The organism is Oricola indica (assembly GCF_965227485.1).
GTDB classification, from domain to species: domain Bacteria; phylum Pseudomonadota; class Alphaproteobacteria; order Rhizobiales; family Rhizobiaceae; genus Oricola; species Oricola indica.
Map to the genome: position 1 here is coordinate 67999 of NZ_OZ245747.1, position 19127 is coordinate 87125.

20 protein-coding genes are annotated in these 19127 nt (G+C 62.9%); 7 read left to right on the plus strand and 13 right to left on the minus strand.

The window, feature by feature from the left end:
- Nucleotides 1-2: 2 nt before the first annotated feature.
- The 4 genes from ACQK2M_RS00355 to ACQK2M_RS00370 are packed head-to-tail and all read right to left on the minus strand — an operon-like array spanning nt 3 to nt 3953.
- A complete protein-coding gene (locus tag ACQK2M_RS00355) occupies nt 3-770 on the minus strand; it encodes an SDR family NAD(P)-dependent oxidoreductase (protein ID WP_425416145.1) in 768 nt (255 codons plus the stop codon).
- On the minus strand, nt 767-1702 hold the full coding sequence (locus tag ACQK2M_RS00360; protein WP_425416146.1) for an SDR family oxidoreductase: 936 nt from the start codon (nt 1700-1702) through the stop codon (nt 767-769). Before ACQK2M_RS00360 ends, ACQK2M_RS00355 begins: the two co-directional genes overlap by 4 nt.
- A complete protein-coding gene (locus tag ACQK2M_RS00365) occupies nt 1699-2604 on the minus strand; it encodes a bile acid:sodium symporter family protein (RefSeq protein ID WP_425416147.1) in 906 nt (301 codons plus the stop codon). Before ACQK2M_RS00365 ends, ACQK2M_RS00360 begins: the two co-directional genes overlap by 4 nt.
- Nucleotides 2604-3953: a flavin-containing monooxygenase gene (locus tag ACQK2M_RS00370; protein ID WP_425416148.1), complete on the minus strand. Its 1350-nt coding sequence runs from the start codon at nt 3951-3953 to the stop codon at nt 2604-2606. The genes ACQK2M_RS00365 and ACQK2M_RS00370 overlap by 1 nt, the downstream gene beginning before the upstream one ends.
- Before the next feature lie 77 nt (nt 3954-4030).
- Here ACQK2M_RS00370 and ACQK2M_RS00375 point away from each other — a divergent pair, with 77 nt between their 5' ends.
- Nucleotides 4031-4705: a TetR/AcrR family transcriptional regulator gene (locus tag ACQK2M_RS00375; protein WP_425416149.1), complete on the plus strand. Its 675-nt coding sequence runs from the start codon at nt 4031-4033 to the stop codon at nt 4703-4705.
- A 9-nt stretch (nt 4706-4714) separates the two neighbouring features.
- On the opposite strand, the gene ACQK2M_RS00380 is transcribed toward ACQK2M_RS00375, so the two are convergent.
- Both ACQK2M_RS00380 and ACQK2M_RS00385 read right to left on the minus strand, forming a co-directional pair.
- The gene (locus tag ACQK2M_RS00380) at nt 4715-5494 is read right to left on the minus strand and encodes an IclR family transcriptional regulator (protein WP_425416150.1); all 780 of its coding nucleotides are present in this window, start codon (nt 5492-5494) and stop codon (nt 4715-4717) included.
- Between the two features lie 102 nt (nt 5495-5596).
- Nucleotides 5597-6640, minus strand: a complete 1044-nt coding sequence (locus tag ACQK2M_RS00385; RefSeq protein WP_425416151.1) for a LacI family DNA-binding transcriptional regulator — start codon at nt 6638-6640, stop codon at nt 5597-5599.
- A 179-nt stretch (nt 6641-6819) separates the two neighbouring features.
- Between ACQK2M_RS00385 and ACQK2M_RS00390 the strand changes: the two genes are divergently transcribed.
- The 5 genes from ACQK2M_RS00390 to ACQK2M_RS00410 all read left to right on the plus strand — a co-directional run bounded on the left by ACQK2M_RS00390 (nt 6820) and on the right by ACQK2M_RS00410 (nt 12731).
- Nucleotides 6820-8346 (plus strand): sugar ABC transporter ATP-binding protein, encoded by a 1527-nt coding sequence (locus ACQK2M_RS00390; protein ID WP_425416152.1) that lies wholly within the window; start codon nt 6820-6822, stop codon nt 8344-8346.
- A 31-nt stretch (nt 8347-8377) separates the two neighbouring features.
- Entirely contained in the window at nt 8378-9358 is a 981-nt protein-coding gene (locus tag ACQK2M_RS00395) for an ABC transporter permease (RefSeq protein ID WP_425419960.1), read from the plus strand.
- 104 nt (nt 9359-9462) lie between these two features.
- The gene (locus tag ACQK2M_RS00400) at nt 9463-10419 is read left to right on the plus strand and encodes a substrate-binding domain-containing protein (protein ID WP_425416153.1); all 957 of its coding nucleotides are present in this window, start codon (nt 9463-9465) and stop codon (nt 10417-10419) included.
- A gap of 76 nt (nt 10420-10495) precedes the next feature.
- A complete protein-coding gene (locus ACQK2M_RS00405; RefSeq protein ID WP_425416154.1) occupies nt 10496-11551 on the plus strand; it encodes a sugar phosphate isomerase/epimerase family protein in 1056 nt (351 codons plus the stop codon).
- 22 nt (nt 11552-11573) lie between these two features.
- On the plus strand, nt 11574-12731 hold the full coding sequence (locus tag ACQK2M_RS00410) for a Gfo/Idh/MocA family protein (protein ID WP_425416155.1): 1158 nt from the start codon (nt 11574-11576) through the stop codon (nt 12729-12731).
- A gap of 52 nt (nt 12732-12783) precedes the next feature.
- Here the strand turns inward: ACQK2M_RS00410 and ACQK2M_RS00415 are convergent, their stop codons facing one another.
- Nucleotides 12784-14298: a methyl-accepting chemotaxis protein gene (locus ACQK2M_RS00415; protein WP_425416156.1), complete on the minus strand. Its 1515-nt coding sequence runs from the start codon at nt 14296-14298 to the stop codon at nt 12784-12786.
- A gap of 190 nt (nt 14299-14488) precedes the next feature.
- Between ACQK2M_RS00415 and ACQK2M_RS00420 the strand changes: the two genes are divergently transcribed.
- Nucleotides 14489-15436, plus strand: coding sequence for a diguanylate cyclase domain-containing protein (locus tag ACQK2M_RS00420; protein ID WP_425416157.1), 948 nt, complete (start codon nt 14489-14491; stop codon nt 15434-15436).
- A gap of 53 nt (nt 15437-15489) precedes the next feature.
- Here the strand turns inward: ACQK2M_RS00420 and ACQK2M_RS00425 are convergent, their stop codons facing one another.
- The 6 genes from ACQK2M_RS00425 to ACQK2M_RS00450 are packed head-to-tail and all read right to left on the minus strand — an operon-like array spanning nt 15490 to nt 19127.
- Nucleotides 15490-15834, minus strand: a complete 345-nt coding sequence (locus tag ACQK2M_RS00425; protein ID WP_223478915.1) for a hypothetical protein — start codon at nt 15832-15834, stop codon at nt 15490-15492.
- A complete protein-coding gene (locus ACQK2M_RS00430; protein WP_223478916.1) occupies nt 15818-16354 on the minus strand; it encodes a chemotaxis protein CheD in 537 nt (178 codons plus the stop codon). The genes ACQK2M_RS00425 and ACQK2M_RS00430 overlap by 17 nt, the downstream gene beginning before the upstream one ends.
- The gene (locus tag ACQK2M_RS00435; RefSeq protein ID WP_223478917.1) at nt 16351-16740 is read right to left on the minus strand and encodes a response regulator; all 390 of its coding nucleotides are present in this window, start codon (nt 16738-16740) and stop codon (nt 16351-16353) included. The genes ACQK2M_RS00430 and ACQK2M_RS00435 overlap by 4 nt, the downstream gene beginning before the upstream one ends.
- The gene (locus tag ACQK2M_RS00440) at nt 16727-17788 is read right to left on the minus strand and encodes a protein-glutamate methylesterase/protein-glutamine glutaminase (RefSeq protein WP_425416158.1); all 1062 of its coding nucleotides are present in this window, start codon (nt 17786-17788) and stop codon (nt 16727-16729) included. Before ACQK2M_RS00440 ends, ACQK2M_RS00435 begins: the two co-directional genes overlap by 14 nt.
- Complete coding sequence (locus ACQK2M_RS00445) at nt 17785-18663, minus strand: CheR family methyltransferase (RefSeq protein ID WP_425416159.1); 879 nt, start codon at nt 18661-18663, stop codon at nt 17785-17787. The genes ACQK2M_RS00440 and ACQK2M_RS00445 overlap by 4 nt, the downstream gene beginning before the upstream one ends.
- Nucleotides 18660-19127, minus strand: a complete 468-nt coding sequence (locus tag ACQK2M_RS00450; RefSeq protein ID WP_223478920.1) for a chemotaxis protein CheW — start codon at nt 19125-19127, stop codon at nt 18660-18662. Before ACQK2M_RS00450 ends, ACQK2M_RS00445 begins: the two co-directional genes overlap by 4 nt.

The following is a 19127-nucleotide window of genomic DNA, read 5'->3' on the forward strand; positions in this document are numbered from 1 at the left end:
GGTCAGTTTGTAATATTCCGCTCCATCAGCCTGACATAAAGGCCGGGGGCGAGGCGGCTGATCCACCAGGCGATGCGGGCGACGCGCCCGACCGGGATCATGGCGCGGCCGCGGCGAACGCCATCGAGTATGACACGGGCGGCCTGATCGGCATTCATGTAGTCGATCCCGTCGGCTGCGGAGCCTGGGCGCGCGATACCGCCCGGGCGGTTTTCCGGGTTACCGAGATTGGTGGCGACGAAGGACGGCGCGGCGATATGGACGGAAACACCATGCGGCTTTTCCTCCGAGGCGAGCGTGCGGAAGAAGCCCTCCAGCGCGTGTTTCGACGCCGAATAGGCGGAGCGGCGATGCAATGGCGCGAAACCGGCTACCGAGGAGATCGCCAGATGCGCGCCTCCAGCTTCGCGAACCGCGCGCAACAGCCCGGCCGCGACCTCGACCGCCCCGAAATAGTTCACGTCGAAGACCTTGCGGTGAACTTCGGCCGGCATGTCGGCGAAGAGGCCGATTTGTGTGATGCCGGCATTGTAGATCACAAGATCGATCGAGGGGCGCGAGGCGACGATCGCCGCGCAGGTCTCGCTGACCTGATCATGCTCCGTCAGGTCGCAAGGCCAGACGCCGACAGCATCGCCGAGATCCTTCGCTTTATCGAGTTCCGCACCCGGAAGGTCGAGGATCGCGACATGCCATCCTTCGCCGAGCAGACGTTGCGCCAAGGCGCGCCCGAGCCCGCCCGCGCCGCCGGTGATGACAGCCGTCTTCAAAGCCCCACCGCCTTGCGCCAGAGATCGAAGACCTCCGCACTGGTCCGTTCGGGCACGTAGCCGAATTCTGTTTTCAGTTTCGTGTTGTCGAGTACCGGACGGAACTGCAGAAATCGCACCTGTTCAGGACCGTAGCGCGACAGGCCGAGCGGCCGGGCGATGCCGAGAGCAAGCTTCAGCAGGCCCGGCGGCAGCCAGCGCACCCTCTTGCCGAGGGCGCGCGCCAGATCTCGGGTCCCGAGCGCTCCGTCGCCCGCGACATTGAAGATACCGGGCGGCCCGTCGGTCGCGGCGCGTTTCAGGATGCGGGCGAGATCCCGCGTCCAGATGAAGACGAAGGGGCTGTCGGAGCCGCGAATGCCGAGCAAGGGATCACGCCGGAAGAGCGCGGTAATCTGGTTCTCGATGCCCTCGCCCAGTACCGTGCCGACGCGCAACACGACCTGCTCAAGCGCGGGATGGTCATGCCGCGTCTCGGCCAGCATTTCCTCGACCAGCCGCTTATGATGGGCATAGGCGAATTCCTCATTGCCGCGCAGGGTGTCTTCCTCGCGCAACGGCACCGGATTGTCGGCATGGTATCCGTAAGCAGCCCCTGACGAAGTTACCACGATGCGGCGCACGCCATGCGCGATGCAGGCGTCGACAACCTTGCGGCTGCCTTCGACATCGACGGAATATTCGAGTTCCCGCGTCGAGCCCGTTGGCGGCGTGACGATCGAGGCGAGATGGACGACGACCTCGGGCTTCCAGTCGCCGATCACTGCGAGCGCATCATCGCCGCGCACGTCCAGCGGCCGGTATTCGACGCTTTCGGGCAGTGTCTTCGGCGGGCGAATATCCGTCGCCAGAACGTCGTCGCCATCCTGCATTTCGGCGAGCAGGGCCTGGCCGATCCCTCCGGCGGCCCCCGTGATCAGAATGCGTGTCATCGCGCCGCCTCGGTACGGGCCGTCAACCATGCGAGGCCAAGGCCAGATACCGCGTGCCAGATGCCCCAGAAGGCCGCGACGACCGCCATGCCGCCCAATCCATGGAAAAAGGCGAAGATCAGGATCAGGCCGAGCCCGGAATTCTGGATACCGGTCTCTATGGTGATGGCGCGGCGATCATAGGGGCTGACACGCGCCAGCGTAGCGGTCGCAAAGCCGCCGCCGAGCGCCAGCGCATTGTGCGCGATGACCAGCGCCGCGACCGCCCCGATATAGGCGAGGAAGAAGCCCCAGTTCGCGGCAAGAGCGATGACGATAAAGGCAATGAAAATCACCATGGAAAGCATCTGCATCGGCCTGCGGATGCGCGCCGCGATATCCGGCTTGCGGGCGTTGAGCAGGATGCCGAGGCAAAGCGGCAGGACCAGCATCAGGAAAACCGTGACGGCCACGGTCACCGGGTCGATTGCGGTTTCCTGCAGGATCTTGCGCGTCGGCGCGTAGAGGCTGCCCCACAGGCCGATATTGAAAGGCGTCATCACGATGGCGGCGACAGTGGCGACCGCCGTCATTGAAACCGACAGGGCCGTGTTGCCGCCGGCGCGGTGGGTGATGAAGTTGGAGATATTGCCGCCAGGGCAGGCCGCGACAAGGATCAGGCCGAGCGCGATGGACGGGCGCGGCCCGACCGCGAGAATGAACAGGAAGGTCAAGACCGGCAGGACGACGAATTGCGACAGCAGGCCCGCCACAAGCGGTTTTGGCGCCCTCAGGAGCGCGTGGAAATCCGCAGGCCTCAGGTCGAGCGCGATGGAAAACATCACGATCGCCAGGATCGCATTCAGCAGGGTCAGCGAGCCGGGGCTGAAATTCAGGAGAACGGTATCGATATCGCCCGACATCACGCGGCTCCCTTCAGCCTGGCGATGCGCGACGTAACCGCGTTCCTGAACGTCGCCTTGTCGACGTAATAGGCCATGCGCGGCAGATCGATATAGTTCATCCCGCCGGTCGCCCGATCGAAGCCGCCTGCCTTTTCAGCCTGCATCGCCTTCGCCGCCGCCGTGCCGTCGCGCAGGCCGCGTATGTAGCGCGCGACCATTTCGGCCTGTTCGTGACGGCCCTGCCAGCCGAGGCCGGATGCCTCGACCATACCCATCAGGAACAGGTCGTCACGGTCCGGATGCATGCAGTTGAGGAAGAGATGCGGCGCATCGCCCCGCCAATTGAGCAGGGCGTCGTCGATGAAGGGGTAATGGAGCTTGTAGCCGGTGGCGGCGAGGACCATGTCGTACTCGCCGCTCGTCCCGTCCCGGAAGTGCACGGTCCGACCATCGAAGCGCTCGACATCGGCGCGGATCCTGATGTCGCCGTGACCGGCGTGGAACAGGATCAGCGAATTGACCACCGGGTGGGATTCGTAAAGCTGGTAGTCCGGTTTCGGGAAGCCGTATTTCTGCGGGTCGCCGACGAACCATTTCAGGATCATCGCGTCGACCTTGCGCTTGAGCCACATGGGGAGCTTTATCGCGCCGCCCATCGTGTCGGCAGGCTTGCCGAAGACGTATTTCGGGACGAAATAATAGCCCCGCCGCATCGACAACTCGCATGAAACGCCGTGATGGATCGCGTCGACGGCGATGTCACAGCCGGAATTGCCCGCTCCGATGACGAGGACGCGCTTGCCGTCGAACTGGCGCGGCGAGCGATACCGGCTCGAATGGATCAGTTCGCCGGTAAACTCGCCCGGAAAGTCCGGCATGTTCGGTTCGGAAAGCGTGCCGTTGGCAATCAGGACGCCCGCGAACAAATCGTCATGCGTCTCGCCAGCATTGTCGCGCCATGTCACGCGCCAGCCCTCGCCATCGCCGCCCAGGGGCTCGACGCGAAGGACCTCGGTCTCGAACAGGAAATGCCGCCGCAGATCGAACCGGTCGGCGAAGTTGCGGAAATAGGATTTCAGTTCGCGGTGCGACGGGTACTCGGCGACCGCGTCGTCCATCGGGAAATCGGCGAATTCCGTCATCGTCTTCGACGAGATCAGATGCGCCGTCTCGTACATGGTCGAACGCGGGCCATCGATATCCCAGAGACCGCCAACATCCGAATGCAGTTCGAATCCCCGGAACGGGATGCCCTGCTCGACGAGCGTCTTCGCCATGGCGAGGCCCATCGGGCCGGCACCGATCAGCGCGTAGCTGTCACGGTTGCGAACGCCCTCCTCCGGCGTCCGGCTTTCAGCTTGCGTCATGTTTCCTCCCCGGGCTTTCGCGTCCCGATCCAAGTCTAGTATTGAACGATCGTTCTATTTAATGCAAGCTGGATTTCATGACCGACGCCAAGGCCCCGCCGCGCAAGCGCGCTCCCTCCAAGCGCTCCCTCGAAACGCGCGCCCGCATTCTCGATGCAGCGGAAGTGCTGTTTGCCCGAGGCGGCTTCGACGGCGCATCGATGCGCGATATCGCGACGGCTGCCGATGTGCCGGTGGCGCTGGTCAATTTCCACGGCGGCGCGAAGGAGGACCTTTTCGCGACCATCGTGGCGCGGCGTGCGGACGCGTTGTCGCAACGGAGACTTGCCGCGCTTGCAACTGCAAAGGAAAAGCAATCCGCCCCTGACCTGCGCGACGTGCTCGATTGCTTCATCCGGCCCTATATCGATCTCGCGAGGACCGGCGGACCGCAATGGACCGCTTACGCAAGGCTGATCGCCCATGTGTCGGCGGATGAACGCTGGCGGCCAATCAGCGAACGCTGCTTCGACCCGACGGCGGCCCTCTTTACGACCGAACTCGCAAGGCTTTTCCCCACCGCCGCGCCGTGCCGGATCGCGGGAGCTTTCGTCTTCTCGATCTCGGCGATGCTTTCGCTCGCCACTTCGCGCTGGCGCATCGAAGCCATGGCCGGCGTGCCGCAGGGCGGGAATGGCGGCATCGACGACTGGGCGGATGTCCTCATCAATTTCAGCGAAGGCGGCTTCCGGTCCGTGATGGCCGGCGCTTAAACCGCAGTCTCAGGCGTCGTCGCCTTCGGCGGCGCGACGGTCGGCGGCCAGTTGCGCGCTGATTTCGGCCGACACCTCTCGCACACGCTTTCCGATGCGTTCAACCACATCCCGCGCGGCCGACTCGTCGGCGATCGTGACACAAAAGGTGCCGATCGGGCTGGTGCCGCCGTCGAAGATCGGCGCGGCAATGCCGGTAACGCCTGGCGTCACTTCGCCGGACGCGACGGCATACCCCCGGCGGCGGATCCGACGCAGTTCCGCCTGCACCTCGTCCAGTGTCGCGCCGAGGCCGACAGCCTCCATTTCGGACCGGTTGGCCTCGACGATGGGTGCGAGCTTGCGCCTGTTGAGGGCCGACATGACTGCCCGCGAGATCGCGCCGCGCGCCAGCGGCAGCGGACGGCCGCGCGGATAGTCGTTTTCAAGGTCCGGCGTCGCGGATTCCGATGCAACGACGAGAAGCTTGTTGCCGTACCAGCGCACGAGAAGCGCCGCGCAGGGCCAGGCCGCGGCGAAGGACTCCATGTGGGGGCGGGCATAGCGTTCCAGCGTATCGGACTTGCGCACCAGGAAATCGAGTTCGACGACGCGCGGGCCGAGCGCGAAACCGCCGGTGGGCATCGATGTCACGAAGCCCGCTTCCCTCAGGATCTTGAGATAGCGATAGAGCGTCGGCCGGCTGTAGCCGAGTTCCTCCATCATTTCGTCAGGCGTCCATTCAAGACGGTCCTCGCCGAACACATCGAGCAACGCAAGGATGCGCTCGAGACTGTTCTTTCTTTCCAAGAATCGCCCCCCTTGTCGCTGCGCGCCGCATTCATCTCCGGCTTCGCGCGCATCGGAATTCCCGCGTCTTAGCGGGGAACGTCAGGCGATGAAAGGGAATGTTCAGTCAGCCCTTGGCGTCGAGCAGGAGTCCCGGACGATGAGGTCGCCGTGCAAAAGTGTCGATTCGGCGGGCACGGTGCGCCTCGGCAGATAATCGAGCAGGTGCGCCATCGCCAATTCGCCGATCTGCCCTCGCGGCTGACGGATCGTCGTCAGGGACGGGGAGATGTTGTGCGCGAAAGGTATGTCATCGAATCCGATCACCGAGAAATCGCGCGGCACGTCGTATCCGCGCGACTGCAGCGATCCGATGACGCCGATGGCCGTGCTGTCGTTGTAACAAACGAAGGCGGTCGGCAGGCTGTCGCGGATGAACAGACGCTCAATCGCCGAGCGCCCGCCCTCGCTGGTGCCATCGCCCTGGATCTTCCAGAAGGAACTCTGGTCGGAGGATTCCGACAGCGCCATGCAATATCCCCTGTAGCGGTGATCGGACGCGATTTCGCCGGAGGGTCCGGAGATGAAGGCGACCCGACCGTGCCCGAGCGAGATGAGATATTCCGTTGCGACTTTTGCGGCGGCGACATCGTCGACGCCGACATAGGCGATGGCTTCCGTACTGACCGGGCGCAGCACCGCAACCATCGGCGGCAACGCCGCCTCGGGGTTCTTCGGCCATCCGGCAACGGGTACGTGGCCGGTAAGGAGGACGAGACCGTCGGCCATGCCCGTCGACAGGAAGCTGAGATACTTCTCCTCAAGGCCGACATCGCCCTCGGTGTTGCCGATCAGCACGCCGTAGCCGCGGCCATTGGCGACCTTCTCGAGCCCCGTCAGGATGCCCGGAAAATTCGGATCGGAAATCGATTGCGCCAGCACCATGACCATGCGCGAGCGCTGCATGCGAAGGTTCTGCGCCATGGCGTTCGCGGTGTAGCCGGTGCGCGCGATTGCGGCCGTGACCTTCTTGCGCGTGCTTTCGGCCACTTTTTCCGGCGAGCGGATGGTTCGACTGACCGTGGCGATCGAAACGCCGGCAATCTTGGCGACGTCCTCGATCGTTGCGGGCCTGAGTGGCTGGGTCTTCAAGTCTTGTGATGTCATGTGCTCGCGAACCGCGCACAAGAGGCGCCGGGAATCGGTGCCGGGAATGCGCACAATAGCCAACCTTCATGTCCATGATAAGGTTCACAGGCGCTAATGAAAAGGTTTACATAATTCGTGAAAAGGTTTACAGAAGATACGCCGATTGGGAAGTCGGCCTGCTTTGGGAGGAGCGCGCCGTGCTGACGACAGCCAGCGGGAACACATCTGTGCTAGCCGCCGAGCGCGTCAGCAAATCGTTCGGGAGCGTCCCCGTCCTTTTCAGCGTCTCGTTCGACATCAGGGCTGGCGAGGTCCACGCGCTGATCGGCGAAAACGGCGCCGGCAAATCCACTCTCATGAAAATTCTGTCGGGTTTCCACGACACGACGTCGGGCACAATCCGCCTCGATGGCGAAACCCTGACCCTGCCGCCGAACGGACAGGCGGAAGCGCTGGGCATCGTGCTGATCCACCAGGAGCTCAATCTCGCCGAACAGATGACGGTCGCCGAGAATATCTATCTCGGACGCGAACTGACGAAGAACGGTTTTCTGAACCGGGCCGAGATGGCGCGCAGGGTGAGCGACATGCTCGCGGAAGTCGGCCTCGATATTTCTCCAGGATCGCGCATCTCGGAGCTTTCGATCGCGCAGAAGCAGATGGTCGAAATCGTCAAGGCAATGAGCCGCAACGCCCGCGTCCTCATCATGGACGAGCCGACCGCGGTGCTCACCGAGGCGGAGACCGAACTTTTCTTCAAACAGGTCCGCAAACTCAAGGCGGGCGGAACCGCCATCGTCTTCGTCTCGCACAAGCTCCACGAGGTCAGCGAAATTGCCGACCGGGTCACAATCCTGCGCGACGGTCAGTGGATCACGACCAAACCGGCAGGCGAATTCACGCTGGACAGCATGGCGCAGCTGATGGTCGGCCGCGAATTGTCGGACTTCTATCCGCCGCTCAACGAGGCCGATGTCGATGCCGACGTGGTGCTGGCGGTCCGCAATCTTTCCACGCGCAATCTGCGCGATATCTCTTTCGAGCTGCGCAAGGGCGAAGTGCTCGGTTTTTCAGGCCTGATCGGATCCGGCCGCTCCGAACTGTTCGAGGCGATCTGCTGCCTGCGGGACCGGGACAGCGGTACGGTGCTGGTCGACGGCCGGGAGACGAATTTCTCTTCCGTCGCCGAAGCCCGCGATGCGGGAATCGTCTACCTGACCAAGGATCGCAAGGAAAAGGGCCTCCTGATGGAACAGGGCATGCGGCCCAACATGACGCTGCTCGCCCTGCCGAAATTCACGCGGCATTTCATGCTCGACCGGGCCGCCGAACAGGCCGCCCTAGAGCGCGGCATCCGCCGCTTCGACATTCGCACGCGCAATCCGGACATCAAGGCGCGCGAGCTCTCCGGCGGGAACCAGCAGAAACTGCTGCTCGCCAAGATCATGGAGGCCGATCCACGCGTCGTCATCATCGACGAACCGACACGCGGCATCGATGTCGGCACCAAGCAGCAGATCTACCACTTCATCGCGGCGCTCGCCGCCGAAGGAATGTCGGTCGTGGTGATCTCGTCGGAAATGCCGGAAATCATCGGTGTCTGCCACCGCGTCCTGGTGATGCGCTCGGGACGGATCACCGGCGAGTTGACCGGTGACGCCATCAACGAAAACGAAATCGTGCGTTACGCCGCCGGATTGAAAGAGGAAAGAACCCGTGTCTGACACCGCAGCGCCCCGGTCCGCCAGGCTCCGCATGACCGCCATCGATTTCAAGACGCTCGGCCCGGCGATGGCGCTGATCCTGCTTTGCGTCATTGGCTTCATGCTGAACCCGGCCTTCCTGAGCGAGGGCAACATCACCAACCTGCTGACCCGCTCGGCCTTTATCGGCATCATCGCCGTCGGCGCGACCTTCGTCATCACCGCAGGCGGCATCGACCTGTCCGTGGGCTCCATGGCCGCGGTGATCGCCGGCGTCATGATCATAGTGATGAACAATTCGATCGACACGTTCGGCGCCGGTGTGACAACCGTGCTGATCGGCTGCGGCTGCTCGGTCCTGCTCGGGCTCGGCGCCGGCTGGATCAACGGAACGCTGACCACAAAGGGCAAGATCGAAGCCTTCATCGTCACGCTCGGAACGATGGGCATCTTCCGGTCGCTGGTCACCTATTTCGCCGATGGCGGAACGCTGTCGCTCAATTTCGAAATCCGCACGACCTACAGGCCGGTTTACTATGACAGCTTCTTCGGCCTGCCCTTCCCAGTCTGGGTGTTCATCGCGGTCTCGATCGCCGGTTGGGTGCTGCTCAACCGCACAGCGTTCGGCCGTTACTGCACGGCGATCGGCTCGAACGAGGCCGTGGCGAAATACTCCGCGATCAAGGTCGATCGCATCAAGACCTGGACCTATGTGCTGCAGGGCCTCTGCGTCGCCCTGGCAACGATCATCTATGTGCCGCGGCTGGGGTCCGCCTCCTCGTCGACGGGCGTCTTGTGGGAACTGGAAGCCATTGCCGCGGTGATCATCGGCGGAACCGTTCTGAAGGGCGGTTACGGGCGCATCGGAGGGACCATACTCGGGGCGCTGATCCTGACCACGATCGGCAACATCCTGAATTTCACCGACATGATCTCGAACTACCTGAACGGCACCATGCAGGGCCTGATCATCATCGTCGCTGTGTGGCTGCAGCGTGGCGACTGGACGAGGCGAGGTCCGCCGAAAACCTGACCAAGAATTCGCGCGTCGAACCAGGAAGCGAACCGACGTCGTGAAGAGCCGGGCGTTCCCGGAACGGGGAAGCTCACCAAAGAAAAGTCAATGGAGGAGTTAAAATGAAATTGAAATCGGCCTTGATGGCCCTGGCTGTGGGCGGCGCCCTCGGTCTGGCCGGCGCGGCGAACGCGCAAGAGAAGATCAAGATCGGCGTGTCCTACCCGACGCCGACCCATGCATGGGCGGCGGGCATGAACTGGCACGCCGAGAAAGCCGAGGAACGGCTCGAGGCGCTCTATCCCGATATCGACCTGATCCTGGTCAACTCGCCCGATCCGGGCGCCCAGGCCAGCGCACTCGAAGACCTCGTTTCGGTTCACCAGATCGACGCGCTCGTCGTCCTGCCGTTCGAATCCGAGCCGCTCACCGACCCGGTTCTCAACGTCAAGAAGACCGGCGCGCTGATCACGGTCGTCGATCGCGGATTGAGCCAGCCGGGCATCGAGGACATCTATGTCGCCGGCAACAATCCGGAGATGGGACGCGTCTCGGCGGAATACATGAAGGGCCGGCTCAAGGACGGCGACAACATCGTCATCCTGCGCGGCATCCCGACCGTGATCGACAATGAGCGCTTCGACGCGTTCATGGCCGGCATCGAAGGCTCCGGCATCAATGTGCTCGACCACAAGCACGCCAACTGGAACCGCGACGACGGTTTCGAGGTCATGCAGGACTTCCTCAGCCGCTTCCCCGATATCGACGCGGTCTGGGCGCAGGACGACGACATCGCGATCGGCGTGGTCGCCGCCCTCAAGCAGGCGGGACGTGACGGCGACGGCATGTTCGTCGTCGGCGGCGCCGGCATGAAGGAGACCATCAAGGGCATCATGGACGGCAACGAACTCGTGCCGGTCGATGTGCTTTATCCGCCGGCAATGATCGCGACGGCGATGGACGTGACGGTTGCCGCGTTCAAGTCGAACGGCCCGGTCGCCGGCCGCTACATTCTCGGCGCGACGCTGATCACGCAGGAAAACGCGGATTCCTTCTATTTCCCGGATTCCCCCTTCTGATCCGGACCTGAAAACTGCTACCACTGTGCGGGGGAAGAGCGATCCTCCCCCGCACACCAAACAGAGGAAAAGTTCCATGAAGACCATCAAGGGCCCGGCCCTGTTCCTTGCACAGTTCGCCGGAGACGAGGCACCGTTCAACTCCTGGGCGTCGATCACGAAATGGGCTGCCGATTGCGGCTACAAGGGCGTGCAGGTTCCGAGTTGGGACGGACGCCTGATCGATCTCGAAAAGGCTGCCTCCTCGAAGGACTATTGCGACGAATTCAAGGGCGTGGCCGCCGAAAACGGCGTCGAGGTCACCGAACTCTCCACCCATCTCCAGGGCCAGCTCGTCGCCGTACATCCCGCCTATGACGAAGCCTTCGACGGGTTCGCGGCGCCGGAAGTGCACGGCAATCCCAAGGCCCGCCAGGAATGGGCCGTCCGGCAGGTCATGATGGCGCTGGACGCCTCGCGCAACATGGGTATCGGCGCGATGGCCAGCTTTTCCGGCGCGCTCGCATGGCCGTTCATCTATCCCTGGCCGCAGCGGCCCGCTGGGCTTGTCGAAACCGCATTCGACGAGTTGGCAAAGCGCTGGCGGCCGATCCTCGATCACGCCGATTCGTGCGGCGTCGATGTCTGCTACGAGATCCATCCGGGCGAGGATCTGCATGACGGGGTGACATTCGAGATGTTCCTGGAACGGCTCGGCGGACATGCCCGCTGCAACATGCTCTACGATCCGTCGCACTACGTGCTGCAGTGCCTCGATTATATCGACAATATCGACATCTATGCCGACCGGATCAAAATGTTCCATGTCAAGGACGCGGAGTTCAATCCGACCGGCCGGCAGGGTGTCTATGGCGGATTCCAGAGCTGGGTCGATCGGGCCGGGCGGTTCCGCTCGCTCGGCGACGGCCAGGTCGATTTCGGCTCGATCTTCTCGAAGCTGACGGCCAATGATTTCGACGGCTGGGCCGTGGTGGAATGGGAATGCTGCCTGAAGCATCCCGAGGACGGCGCGCGCGAAGGCGCACAATTCGTCTCGGATCACATCATCAGGGTGACGGAGAAGGCGTTCGACGATTTCGCAGGCGCCGGCACCGACGAGGCCGCCAACCGCCGCATGCTCGGCATATCGTAAGGACAACAGGAAGGACAGAAACATGACCGAACGCATTCGGCTCGGCATGGTGGGCGGCGGACGCGACGCCTTCATCGGCGGCGTGCACCGCATCGCATCGCGCATCGACGACCGCTACGAACTGGTCGCCGGCGCGTTTTCCTCGACGCCCGAGAAATCGAAGGCGTCTGCCGCCGATCTCGGCGTTGCGCCGGACCGCGCCTATGGCGATTTCGTCGAGATGGCGAAGCGCGAGGCACGGCTGAAGAACGGCATCGAGGCGGTTGCCATCGTCACGCCCAACCACATGCACTATCCGGTGGCGCGCGAATTCCTGAAGCGCGGCATCCATGTGATCTGCGACAAGCCGCTGACCTCGACGCTGCCCGATGCGCGCAAGCTGGCCAAGGCCGCCGAAAACTCCGGCGCGCTGTTCGTGCTGACGCACAACTATACCGGCTACCCGATGATCCGGCAGGCCCGCGAGATGGTGGCCAAGGGCGAACTGGGCAAGATCAGGCTCGTCCAGGTGGAATATGCGCAGGACTGGCTGTCGGAGCCGCTGGAAAAGACCGGCTCGAAACAGGCCGGCTGGCGCACCGACCCGGCGCAAACCGGCGCCGGCGGCTCGACCGGCGATATCGGCACCCATGCCTTCAATCTGGCGAGTTTCGTTTCTGGCCTCGAACTGGAGCAGCTTTGCGCCGATCTCGACAGCTTCGTCGAGGGACGGCAGGTCGATGACAACGGCCATGTGCTGATGCGTTTTTCAGGCGGAGCCAAGGGCATGCTGTGGTGCAGCCAGGTCGCGCCAGGCAACGAAAACGCATTGAAGCTGCGCATCTATGGCGAAAAAGCCGGACTGGAATGGGCGCAGGAAGACCCGAACTATCTCTGGTACACGCCGCTCGGCGAGCCGAAGCGCCTGCTCACCCGCAATGGCGCGGGCGCGACCGAGGTCGGCCAGCGGGTCAGCCGCGTGCCGGGTGGTCATCCGGAAGGCTATCTGGAAGGTTTCGCCAACATCTACACGGAAGCGGCGCTCGCCATCGCGGCGCATCGCGAAGGCAAACCCGTTCCCGGCGAGGTTACCTTCCCCGGTATTGCCGAGGGTGTCGCGGGCGTCGCTTTCGTGACCGCCTGCGTCGATTCCTCGAAGCGCGGCGGAAGCTGGGTCAGTTTCGGCAATTACGTGAAATAGCCCGCGTCGCGAGGAATGGGCCGCGAGCGGAGGCCTCGGGGTGAGACTGCGGTCAGTCGGTTGTGAAACCGACGCGCAGTCCGCCCCAGTGACGTCCCTTGACCATGATCGGCGAGGAGAGGTCTTTCATCAGCTGAAACTTGCCGCCGCCCATGTCGCGGCGGTAGGTCTGCAGCAGGAATGTCTTGGTGTTGCGGCCCGCCGCCAGCCCGGTCCGGTCGCTGAAGATCCGGCGATTACGGCAGTTCGCCGCGTTCCACACGGGATCGTCCGACTGCGGGCTGGAATATTTCCTGTTGTGCGTGGGCAGATAGCCGTTCCGATCGATGGCTGCACAAAACACGACGCGCGGATCGACGCCGAGAAAGGCTTCCTGGATCGGCGGCATCACGGCGTCGGTAAACTGCGTAAAATCGGTCAGGACCTGCTGCGGGTTCGATCCCGGAATCGGACGATAGCGCTCGTCGAACAAAGCGGACATGGAAATCCGGCCCGCATTGACGGCATCCTCGAAGATCCTGGCCGTTTTCGCCGCTTCGGCGATGCAGGCGCGAATGATCGGCGTGTCCGCCGTCTCGATCCCGCTTTCCTCCACCAGCAGGATCATGTCCTCGGAGAACGAGACGAGATGCTCGAACTTCGTCGTGGTGTCGGCGAGCTTGGCGGCATTGTCCTGGGCCATGCGGTCGAGGTCGGTCACCTTCTCGAGGACGGAGCCACAGATCATGTTGGCGCGTTCCACCGGTTCGCAAATACCGGATATATCGGCAGTCATCGCGGCGACGTTCTCGCCGAATACATGGAACTTGCGCAGATCAGCATCGATCGTGGCCGACCGGTCGACTGCGGCGGCAGCCTTTTCGGCGTTCGACCGGTTCTGCTTCTGCAGCACCTGAACGGATGCGCTCAGATCGCGCAGCCGGGTTATGATGTCGCGCGAGACCTGTTCGGTCTGGTTCGCCAGCTGGCGCACAGATTCGGCGACGACAGAGAAGCCGCGCCCGGCATCGCCCGCATGGGCCGCCATGATCCCGGCATTGATCGCCAGCATCTGTGTTTCGGTGGCAATCCCCTGGATGGATTCGGAGAAACCGTAGACTTCCCTGAGCTGATCGACGACGGCATCGAATTCGCCGAAGACCTCGTTCGAGGACTCCGCCATGTCCTTGATGTCGCGTATGGCGCCTTCCAGCGCTTTTTCGATCGAGCCCGTCGTGTCGGTCAGTCCGTCGCGTACCGAATTGGCGGAATTGGCTGCCTCACGGGCGACGCTCGCGGCCTGCCCGCTTGTCGAGGCGATCTCGTGCAGCGACCCGGTCAGCTCGTGAAAGGCCTGTGCCTCCTTGGCGATATCACCTGCGACATCGCCGACCGTTCCGGACGTATCCGCGATATTGACCGACAGGTTTCCGAGCCGCGCGCCGACCAGCGACACGGCGCGCGCGAGCTTGTCCGTGTCGGTAACGTCGGGAGACTGTGCGTCTTCGCCCCGCTGCGGCCCGTCAGCCGCGAGCCTGTCATCGTCGTTCAGGACCACGCGGACGCCGGTCTGATAGTGATTTGCCATCGGTTCCTCCCGAAATCGACCCATCCGTGGGCCGGTTCGCATCCGCCCGCGCATGTCGGGTCCTTGCCCCCAAAAGTATACCTGCAAATTGTTGCGTGAATCTTGACCGGGATTTCTCGCAGTGAGCTTTCGCCCATTAACCGTGAATTATCCGTTCACCGGGATAATCCGCGAAATACATGGGGCGAACATGCAGACGAAACCGGTGACAGCACAGGAAGACGACGTGACGCGGCTCAAGCGCCTGGTGTCCCGGCTGGGCCGTCAGCAAGCGCATATCGAGGTCATTCTCGCCTGTATGTCGCAAGGCATCGCGCTCTATGACAGCCACCGCCTCCTGCTTGTCGCAAACCGGCGCTACATGAACATCTACGGGCTGCGCGAGGAAATGGCCGTCGCCGGAACCCCGCTCGATACGATCGTGCAACTTCGCAGCGATAACGATGCCTATCCGGCCGAGGAGCAGGCCGACAGCGCCGCGCGCTATATCGCGATGACGCGGGGCGACACGCCCTCTCCGCAGATATTCCGGCTTCGCGACGGGCGCATCATCTCGGTCAATTGCCATCCGCTGGAGGGTGGGGGATGGCTGAGTACGCATGACGACATCACCGAATTGTGGACGCTGCAGCGCGAAGTCGAGCACATGGCGTTTCACGACCAGCTTACCGATCTCGCCAACCGACGCCTGCTGCAAAGCCGCCTCGACGCAGCCGGCGGGGAGGCTGACAACGGCCACCCGTCGGCGCTGATCCTGATCGACCTCGACGAGTTCAAGGCGGTGAATGACAGCCATGGCCACATGGTGGGAGACGAATTGCTGCAGGCGGTTGCCGGAAGACTGCGGGACGCCGCAGGCGCGGATTGCCTGGTCGCGAGGCTCGGCGGCGACGAGTTCGCCATTCTGTGCGCTCAAGCGGATCTGGAAAGCCCTGCTGCGCGGGCGGAACACATCGTCACCGCGCTGCGCAAACCCTATGACGTGGCCGGGCTGGAACTGCGCATCGGCGCCAGCGCCGGCGTGGCGCTGATCGAACACGGAATCGACGATACCGGACGATTCATCGCGAATGCCGACAAAGCGCTCTACACCTCGAAGCGCACCGGCAAGGGATGCGTAACGGTTTTCGGGTCGTAATTTCCGTAAGCTTATACTTACTTAATGAATATCCGACTGCAAAATCGTGCGGATCAACCGGTGCGCAGAAACGCGTCCAGCGTGTGCTCGAGCCCGACATCCACGAGAATTTCCTCGAGATCGTGCAATGTCGATGGCGACGCCCCACCGAAGGCGTTTTGCATGATCTTGGTGACTTCCATCAGGCGCTGGCGGCAAAAATCGATCTTTTGCATCGCGACGATCTGTTGCGGCGTCAGATCCTCGCCACCAATCGGCAGGTCCTCGATCTCACCCGCGATCAGGGCAAGCTCCTGAACGAGCAGACCCACCAGTTCGGACTGGTGAATTTCGGCCTGCTCCCGGAGCTTTCGGACCGGGTTTTCGTCCCGGTCAAATTCATCAAAAGAAATCGACATCGCCGACGCTCTCCAGCTCCCGTTTGATTTTCTTGGGTTCCGGCTCGGGAACCGCCATGCCTATGAATTTCTGGCGCGCCTTGCCGGAAACAGGGGCGAATTCGACCCGCCGTCCCTGCAAGCCGCCGAGGCTGGTCGAAACCAGCGTCAGGCCCTCATTCGTGACGAAATTGGTCGCGAATTCCGCATTCTTGGCGCCGGCATCGCTGCGTGCATCGAGCACGCGGGCTCCGCCGAAAAGCTTGACCTGCAGGCGGCTGCGCAAGGCACCGCGCTCGAACAGGCCATTGAGCAGTTTCTCCATCAGGAACACGCCGTATCGGCGCGACTGATCGGACCCGTCGCGATCGGGATTTCCAGGCAGGAGGAAATGGTTCATCCCTCCGACCCGCGCGACCGGATCGAAGATGCAGGCGGCCACACAGGAGCCAAGCACCGTCGAGATCACCGCACCTTCAGCGTCCGAAACGGCGAAATCGCCCTGGACGATCGGGATCTTCTGGGTCGTACCGGTAATCAATGGAGGCGTCCCACCACCGATTCGATCGACTTCTTGAGGACATCCGGCGTGAACGGCTTCGCAATGACGTTGTTGACGCCCAGCTTGACCGCGTTCTGAACCACCGCGCCGTCCTTGCGGCCGGTCAGGATGATGAACCCCGTCTTGGCCAGCTTGGGATGAGCCCGGATCGCACGCAGCAACTGGAACCCGTCGATATCAGGCATGTACAGATCGGAGATCGCCAGATGCACCGGTTCGGCGTTCAGCTTCTGGAACGCCTCCCGCCCGTCCTTGGCGACACTTATGTGTTTCACGCCCATTTGCTGGAGAGCTTCGACCGTTACCATGCGACTGGAAATATGATCGTCGACGACCATGATCCTCAAGACGTCAAGCACAGACATTTTGTTTTACCTCCATACGAGCGCCGAACAGGGCATTCGCGATTTCTTTCAAGGGCAGGATCTGAATGGCGGCGCCGATTTTGGCTGCGGCAGCCGGCATTCCGTAAACAAGACTGGTCGCCCGATCCTGGGCAACGGTGTGAGCGCCGGCATTCCTGAGCGCCAGAAGACCTTCAGCGCCGTCGCTGCCCATGCCGGTCAACAGCGCGGCGGCGCATTTTCCGCCATAGGCGGCGGCGACCGATTCGAACATCACATCAACCGAGGGACGATGGCCGGACCGCAGTTCGCCGGCAACGATGCGGCATACCCGCTCCATGCGGCCCGCGACCGTCAGGTGGCCGACCGCGCCGGGTGCGATGTAGACATGGCCCGCGCGGAGCGGCATCCCGTCCACGGCCTCGAAGACATTCGGGCTGCACAACCGGTTCAACCGCTCTGCGAAGCTGCGGGTGAAATGTTCGGGCATGTGCTGGGTCACCAGGGTCGGCGGGCAATCCGCCGGAAAGCCGGTCAGAACCTCGGTCAGTGCTTCCACACCGCCCGTCGATGCGCCGATGGCAACGACATCGGGACCGGAGCGTGATGCGCCGCCCCCCGGATTCGAAACCGGCACCTGCGCGGCAGGCGCCCCAACCGCCTTGCGCGCCTTGATGATCGCTTTGGCGGCGGCTGCCGCCTTGACGTTGTCGCACATCTCCTTGAGCGCCGCCTCGTCATCCATGCGAGGCTTGGGGAGACAGGAAAAGGCGCCGAATTCGAGCGCGGCGACCGTGGCGTCGGCCCCCTTGCGTGTCCAGCTTGAAATCATCACGACCGGCATCGGGCGCAGCCGCATCAGACGCTCGAGGAAATCGAGGCCGTTCATGCCCGGCATCTCGATATCCAGCGTGATCACGTCGGGATTGAGCGCCTTGATCATCTGGCGCGCCTCTTCGGGATTGGCGGCCGTTCCGACAACACTGATATCGGGATCGTTTTCGAGCACCGCCGCGATCAGCTTCTGCATGGACGGCGAATCGTCAACGACGATCGTGCGTACGGTCATCGAACTCCCCCTGACGGCTCATGGATGTAGCTGGTGATCCCGATCTGCCGGAGATCCTTCGACACCGGGCCGCTGACCCGTTCGGAATGGCCGATATAGAGATAGCCGCCCGGCTTCAGCACGGAGCAGAAACGCGTGAAGATACGGGCCTGCAAATCCTGTTCGAAATAGATCAGCACGTTGCGGCAGAAGATCACGTCGAATTTCTGCTTGAACGGCCAGTCGGCGAGCAGGTTGAGATAACGGAATGCGATCAGTTCGCGCAGTTGCGGACCTGCTTCGGCCTCGTCGCCGGCACGCCGGAAATAGCGGTCGCGAACGGCCGGCGGCATGCGCGAGACCATCTCGGCGCTGTAGCGACCCTGTTTCGCCTTCTCCAGAGAATTATGGTCGATATCGCTCGCTAGGATCTTCAAATTGTGCCTGGCAGCGTCAGGAAATGCCTGCAGGACAGTGGCTGCGATCGTGTAGGGTTCGCGACCGTCAGAGCAACCAGCGGACCACAGACGCACCGATTCACCATGGCTCAGGCGACTGGCGAGGTCGGGCATGACGTCGCGTTGCAGATGCTCGAAATGATGCGGCTCGCGGAAGAAATTCGTCACGTTGGTCGTGATGGCGGAGATAAGCTCGCGCCGCTCGCCGTCGCCGGTCGGCGATCCGACATGGTCGAGATAGGAGCCGAAGTCGGGCATATGCAGCCGGCGCAGGCGCTTGACGAGGCGCGAATAGACGAGGTCGCGCTTGGCATCGGACAGGTTGATGCCGGACTCGTCGCGCACGAGCCTAGATATGGCCGCGAACTGCTTGTCCGTCAGGACATATTCGCGGCTCGGATCGGGGCTCGCTACCGCCTCATTGACCGCCGGCATCATGCAGCTTGCAACTCCATGTCGGGCGTAATCGCATCGAGGCAGATTTCGCAGATGATGCGCTTGTCCATCACGATGACCCTTCGGAACATCTCGCTTGCCATGGACGGACTGACCTCCGGCACCGGGCGCAGGTGATCCGGTCCGACATCGAGGATGTCGGATACGGAATCGACCAGCAGGCCGACTGTCTTTTCGCCGACCTGAACGACGATGATGACGTGGCGCTCGCTGGGCGTGCTGGATCCCATGCCGAGCCGGGCGGACAGGTCCATGATCGGCAGGATCGTGCCGCGCAGATTGATCACGCCAACGATGTATTCCGGCGAATGGGGAAGCCGTGTCGCCTGACTCCAGCCGCGGATTTCACGGGTCGAGGTGATCTCGACACAGAACTCCTGGTCGCCGACGCGGAATGCAATGAACTCCTCGCCGCCGACCGTCGTCTGTTCATGTTCGTCTTGCAT

Coding starts and splice junctions, on each gene's coding strand:
- ACQK2M_RS00360 (WP_425416146.1), bottom strand. CDS start 1,702: ATGACACGCATTCTGATCACGGGGGCCGCCGGAGGGATCGGCCAGGCC.
- ACQK2M_RS00365 (WP_425416147.1), bottom strand. CDS start 2,604: ATGTCGGGCGATATCGATACCGTTCTCCTGAATTTCAGCCCCGGCTCG.
- ACQK2M_RS00370 (WP_425416148.1), bottom strand. CDS start 3,953: ATGACGCAAGCTGAAAGCCGGACGCCGGAGGAGGGCGTTCGCAACCGT.
- ACQK2M_RS00375 (WP_425416149.1), top strand. CDS start 4,031: ATGACCGACGCCAAGGCCCCGCCGCGCAAGCGCGCTCCCTCCAAGCGC.
- ACQK2M_RS00385 (WP_425416151.1), bottom strand. CDS start 6,640: ATGACATCACAAGACTTGAAGACCCAGCCACTCAGGCCCGCAACGATC.
- ACQK2M_RS00395 (WP_425419960.1), top strand. CDS start 8,378: ATGACCGCCATCGATTTCAAGACGCTCGGCCCGGCGATGGCGCTGATC.
- ACQK2M_RS00400 (WP_425416153.1), top strand. CDS start 9,463: ATGAAATTGAAATCGGCCTTGATGGCCCTGGCTGTGGGCGGCGCCCTC.
- ACQK2M_RS00405 (WP_425416154.1), top strand. CDS start 10,496: ATGAAGACCATCAAGGGCCCGGCCCTGTTCCTTGCACAGTTCGCCGGA.
- ACQK2M_RS00410 (WP_425416155.1), top strand. CDS start 11,574: ATGACCGAACGCATTCGGCTCGGCATGGTGGGCGGCGGACGCGACGCC.
- ACQK2M_RS00415 (WP_425416156.1), bottom strand. CDS start 14,298: ATGGCAAATCACTATCAGACCGGCGTCCGCGTGGTCCTGAACGACGAT.
- ACQK2M_RS00420 (WP_425416157.1), top strand. CDS start 14,489: ATGCAGACGAAACCGGTGACAGCACAGGAAGACGACGTGACGCGGCTC.
- ACQK2M_RS00425 (WP_223478915.1), bottom strand. CDS start 15,834: ATGTCGATTTCTTTTGATGAATTTGACCGGGACGAAAACCCGGTCCGA.
- ACQK2M_RS00435 (WP_223478917.1), bottom strand. CDS start 16,740: ATGTCTGTGCTTGACGTCTTGAGGATCATGGTCGTCGACGATCATATT.
- ACQK2M_RS00440 (WP_425416158.1), bottom strand. CDS start 17,788: ATGACCGTACGCACGATCGTCGTTGACGATTCGCCGTCCATGCAGAAG.
- ACQK2M_RS00445 (WP_425416159.1), bottom strand. CDS start 18,663: ATGATGCCGGCGGTCAATGAGGCGGTAGCGAGCCCCGATCCGAGCCGC.
- ACQK2M_RS00450 (WP_223478920.1), bottom strand. CDS start 19,127: ATGCAAGACGAACATGAACAGACGACGGTCGGCGGCGAGGAGTTCATT.